This is a genomic window from Ruegeria sp. AB8, from assembly GCF_056542605.1.
On the sequence record NZ_JBQGAB010000106.1, the window covers coordinates 1 to 929 of the forward strand.

At 50.8% G+C, this 929-nt stretch carries 1 protein-coding gene; it reads right to left on the reverse strand.

The annotated features are described in order from the left end of the window. Window positions 1–30: 30 nt before the first annotated feature. Window positions 31–696, reverse strand: coding sequence for a S8 family serine peptidase (locus ACR0CG_RS23985; RefSeq protein WP_480528014.1), 666 nt, complete (start codon window positions 694–696; stop codon window positions 31–33). Window positions 697–929: the final 233 nt, after the last annotated feature.

Sequence of the window (929 nt, forward strand, 5' to 3'; positions counted from 1 at the left end):
CGGATGAGCCAGAGCCTCTCTTAGGTCAGATTACCAACTGGCCCAAAACTCCTGACGACGGACAATTTCTCCGAATCTATCGACAGCGACGACGGCGATGATGTGGTCCTTATACTCGGGCAGGACAACCGGAATGCCTGCAAAGTGTGAGACTTGGGCCTCGCTGGTGTTTCCTGCGGCAAAAACGCTCACCAAGTCAGCGGATTTGGCATCTTTTAAGGCTTGGATGGTTGCGGATCCGAGCTCAGTTTTGAGCCGGGTGATATTTTGCTCCGAAGACAGATTTGGATCTGTAAACTCAGTGATTAGTTTGGTACCTACGATATCATCATTATGATCAATATAGACAGTAGCCCAGCTGTGGTTTATGACGTCCGCTTTAGCCTCGATTGAGCGGTGTATGGAAGCAGACAAATGACCAATTCCTTGGAGTATGAGAAGCTCAGATTCAAAGGCAACGCCATACGTGCCTCGACCGTCTTTCCTGCCGCCAGCGATACCGGCAACGTGGGTGCCATGAGTGCCGCTGTCCGAAATATCTGTGGAGCTTCTGGAAAAAGAGTAGCTGTATTCAGTGTCGATTTTACCCGCGAAGTCTGGATGATTGATATGGATTCCAGTATCCAGGATTGCAATCTTTATGCCTTGTCCTCGTGCGCCTTTTGCGTATCGCTCTTCGGCTCCAATTAGACCCAGGCCATAGGTGTAGTTAAATTCCGGGGTTCGGTGTAAGAGGTGAGTTGACCTTCGTAGATATTTGCGGAGACGGCGGTGGCCAAGGTGACAATGGCCGTCGTGGTCAGGGCTATCTTCTTAAAAGGGCGCATGACAACTCCTCTGCTTTACTCATTGAAATGTAACCGCTCGCGCTACCGCGGGACTTCGGTTTGGAAGGGGCCAAAGCGCCGCTTACTCTCTACTCTCTGGTG